Here is a 3490-nt window from a genome sequence, read left to right as displayed (position 1 = left end):
CCGCGCCCCGCGCGCGCGCCCCCCCCCGCGCCCCCCGCCCCGCCGGCGGCCCGGCCCCCCGCCCCCGCCGGGGCCCCCCGGGGCTAGCGCTCGGGTGGTGTGAACAACTCGTCCTGGGCCCGCTCGCGGGCGGTCAGCAGGGCCCCGCGCAGTACGGCCGTGCCGCCGAGGCCGCTCGCGCGCACCTCGGTGGCCAGCGGTGACATCCGGCGGATCCGTTCCGCCACGCGCCCCGCGAGCGGCGCTCCCCCGGCCTGCCCGACCTCGCCGCCGAGGACCACGCAACCGGGGTCCAGGATGGCGACGACTGACGCCACACCGATCGCGATCCGGTCGGCGAGGTCGTCGAGGAAGCGGGCGGAGGGGTCCGTGCCGTCCGTTGCCGCGCCTTCGCCGACGGATCCGGCCGCATCCCGCACCACCGCCGCCGCGGTGCCCCGGTCCGCCCCCGCCGCCGCCAGCCCGTGCTGGGCGGCCAGTTCGGCGACCGCCGCCGCGCCGACCAGCGAGTGGTAGCCGCCCTCGCAGTCGGTGGGCGAGGGCAGGGCGGGCGTGCCCGGTACCGGCAGGAAGCCGATCTCGCCGGTGCCGCCGGAGGCGCCGCGGCGCAGGCTGCCGTCGAGGACGACGGCGGCGCCGGGGCTGTGACCCAGCCAGAGGAGGACGAAGGTGTCCCGGTCCCGGGCGGCCCCCTCCCCCTGCTCGGCCAGGGCCGCGAGGTTGGTCTCGTTCTCGACGCTGACACGGGCCTCGGGGAAGCGTTCCTGGAGGGCGGCGACCAGGCGGCGGTGCCAGGCGGGCAGGCCCGCCGAGTCGCGCAGCTCCCCCGTGGCGGGGTCGATGAGCCCCGGCGCGCCGATGCCGACGGTGTGCGGCCGCTCGGCCCCGGCCTCCTTGACCGCCCGCTCCACCAGCGCCGTCGCCTGCTCCAGGGCCGGCCCGGTTCCGGTGTCCCCGCCGATCGGCACGGACGCCTCGGTGAGCACCCGCCCGAGCAGATCGGACACGAGCACGGAGACGCTCTCGGTACGGACGTCGAGCGCGGCCAGGTGGGCGCGGTCGGCCACGATGCCGTACAACCGGGCGTTCGGGCCGCGGCGCTGTTCGCCCGACTCCCCGACCACCGTGATCAGGCCGGAGGTCGTGAGGCGTTCGACGAGGTCGGCGACGGTCGGCCGGGACAGGCCGGTCAGCTGTTTCAACTGCCCTGCCGTCAGCGGGCCTTCCTGCTGCAGCAGGCGCAGGGCGAGCCGGTCGTTGATGGCCCGGGCGGTGCTCGGTGATGCGGGCATGACGGGATCCTCCCAGATCGGCGTTCCCTGGACCGGCCACAAACTCGCTATCTATCAGGCAGGGTCCCTGATAGTTTACGGCGATGCAGCGGGGCGACACTCGTCCGGGGAGGGGCAGGACCATGAAGGACGTGGGCTACGAGCAGCACGAGGTACGGCGCTCCCGGTACGCAGTGGCGGCCGTGTTCGCCGTGCACGGCGCCGTCACCGGTTCGTTCGCCACGCGGGTGCCGTGGATCCAGGACCACGCCTCCCTCGGGGCCGGCCGGCTCGGCTTCGCGCTTGCCTTCACGGCCTTCGGCGCGTCGTGCTCGATGCCGCTGGCGGGCCGCATCAGCCACCGCTTCGGCAGCCGGACGGCCCTGCGCGTGCTGATCGCCCTGTGGACGCTGTCCCTGATGCTGCCGTCCCTGGCGCCCAACATGTACACGCTGTGCCTGGCGATGTTCGCCTACGGGGCGAGCGCGGGCATGGCGGACATCGCCATGAACGCCCTGGGTGTCGAGGTCGAGCGGCTGCTCGGCAGGTCGATCATGTCCGGACTGCACGGCATGTGGAGCGCGGGCGCGCTGATCGGCTCCGGGGCCGGCACCCTCGCCGCGCACCTGGGCTCGGACGCCCGTCTGCACTTCGCGCTGGCGGCGGCCACGCTGACGGCTCTGGGTGTCCTGGCCGCCGGCCGGGTGCTCGACCTCCAGCCGGCCGAGGACGAGGAGCCGCCGCCGAGGTTCGCGCTGCCGCCCCGGTCGGCACTGCTGATCGGCGCGGTCGGCTTCTGCGCGGTGTTCGCCGAGGGGGCCAGCCTGGACTGGTCCGCGGTCTTCCTGCGCGACCGGCTGGACAGCTCGGCCGGGCTGGCGGCCGCGTCGACGACCGGCTTCATGCTGACGATGGCGGTGGCCCGGATCGCCGGGGACACGATGGTGAACCGATTCGGCGCGGTCCGCACCGTGCGCGCGGGCGGCGTGCTCGCCGTCCTCGGCGGGCTGCTGATCGTCGTCGCAGGCCATCCGGCGGTGGCGATGACCGGGTTCGCGCTGATGGGCCTCGGCATCGCGGTGGTCGTACCGCTGTGCTTCGCGGCGGCCGGGCACAGCGGCCCGAACCCCAGCCAGGCCATCGCGGGCGTGGCGACGATCACCTACACCTCCGGCCTGATCGCCCCGAGCCTGATCGGCGGGGTGGCGCAGGCTACGAGCCTGGTGGTGTCGTTCGCGCTGGTCGCCGCGCTGGCGTGCGGGCTCGTGGTCTTCGCGGGCGTGCTGCGCACCGGCGAGCGCGGTGCGCGGGCCGAGGTCAGTCCGCGGGCCGCAGCAGTTCCCGACCCGCGGCCCTGAAACCCTCGCTCCACGGCGCGGGGCGCAGCGTCGCCGCGTCCAGCCGGACCAGGACGCGGGTGCCGTGCGCGTAGGTCACCGCTCCGTCGGTCGAACAGAAGCGGAAGCCGTAGGTCAGACCGGTGTTGCCGAGCCGCTCCAGCCAGAGGTGGACCGCGTAGGCGCCCGGCCGGGTCACCGGTGCCTCGTAGCCGATCCGCAGCTCCTTGACCGCGTTGCAGGCGTCGCCCGCGGCCTCCCAGTCGCCGTCGAAGCGGACGCCGCGCTCGTTCCACAGCTGGGTCCAGGCGCGCTCGACCATCAGCGGGTAGCGGGCGTTGTGGAGCAGCCCGAGCGCGTCGAGGTCGTCGAAGTGGACGGTGACGGGTATCAGCCGGCCGTACGACAGGGCGGGGGCGATCGGGGCTTCGGCGGTCACGGGAGGGGCTCCTGGGCGATGGGGGTACCCCCTGCTCGAGCGCAGTCGAGCGCTTGGGGGAGGGCGGGGCGGTTGGTACACCCCATACTAAGCGAGCGCTCAGGAGTTCCGGCCTGGAAGCCCCCTGGTCAGCCCGCGATCGAGTCGACCTGCTCGGCGGCGGGACGCAGCACCCAGAGGTCACCGCCGGGCGGCGCCCGGAGCCGCGGGACCGCCTTCTTCGCTGCCGCGTCGCCCGCACCGGCGGCCGCGTGGACGACGTCGCTCGCCGCCCATACGTGAACGCAGTTCACGAGTAGGACCAAGTGAGCCACGAACCGCCAGGTACCCCTGACAATGGTCCGGACCGTCTTCATGTACAGAGAAAGCGAACCCTCACCATGGATCTCGGCGTGCGCTGGAAGCTGCACGCCGAGGGGGGCACCCCCCCGCCCCCGCCCGTG

3 protein-coding genes and 1 pseudogene are annotated in these 3490 nt (G+C 74.7%); 1 reads left to right on the top strand and 3 read right to left on the bottom strand.

Going from position 1 to position 3490, the window contains the following annotated elements; genetic code table 11:
- Positions 1–83: 83 nt before the first annotated feature.
- Positions 84–1292 (bottom strand): ROK family transcriptional regulator, encoded by a 1209-nt coding sequence (locus ACFW2E_RS43585; protein WP_384476744.1) that lies wholly within the window; start codon positions 1290–1292, stop codon positions 84–86.
- Between the two features lie 122 nt (positions 1293–1414).
- Here ACFW2E_RS43585 and ACFW2E_RS43580 point away from each other — a divergent pair, with 122 nt between their 5' ends.
- On the top strand, positions 1415–2629 hold the full coding sequence (locus ACFW2E_RS43580) for an MFS transporter (protein WP_384476741.1): 1215 nt from the start codon (positions 1415–1417) through the stop codon (positions 2627–2629).
- Here ACFW2E_RS43580 and ACFW2E_RS43575 read toward each other — a convergent pair.
- Both ACFW2E_RS43575 and ACFW2E_RS43570 read right to left on the bottom strand, forming a co-directional pair.
- Positions 2589–3047 (bottom strand): acyl-CoA thioesterase, encoded by a 459-nt coding sequence (locus ACFW2E_RS43575; protein WP_384476738.1) that lies wholly within the window; start codon positions 3045–3047, stop codon positions 2589–2591. The genes ACFW2E_RS43580 and ACFW2E_RS43575 overlap by 41 nt on opposite strands.
- A gap of 128 nt (positions 3048–3175) precedes the next feature.
- Positions 3176–3322, bottom strand: a pseudogene (locus ACFW2E_RS43570) (alginate lyase); the annotation flags it as partial.
- Positions 3323–3490 lie beyond the last annotated feature (168 nt).

Source organism: Streptomyces sp. NPDC058964 (assembly GCF_042741275.1).
Lineage (GTDB): Bacteria > Actinomycetota > Actinomycetes > Streptomycetales > Streptomycetaceae > Streptomyces.
The sequence above is the reverse complement of the archived record's forward strand: the minus strand, read 5'-3'. Positions and strand labels throughout refer to the sequence as shown.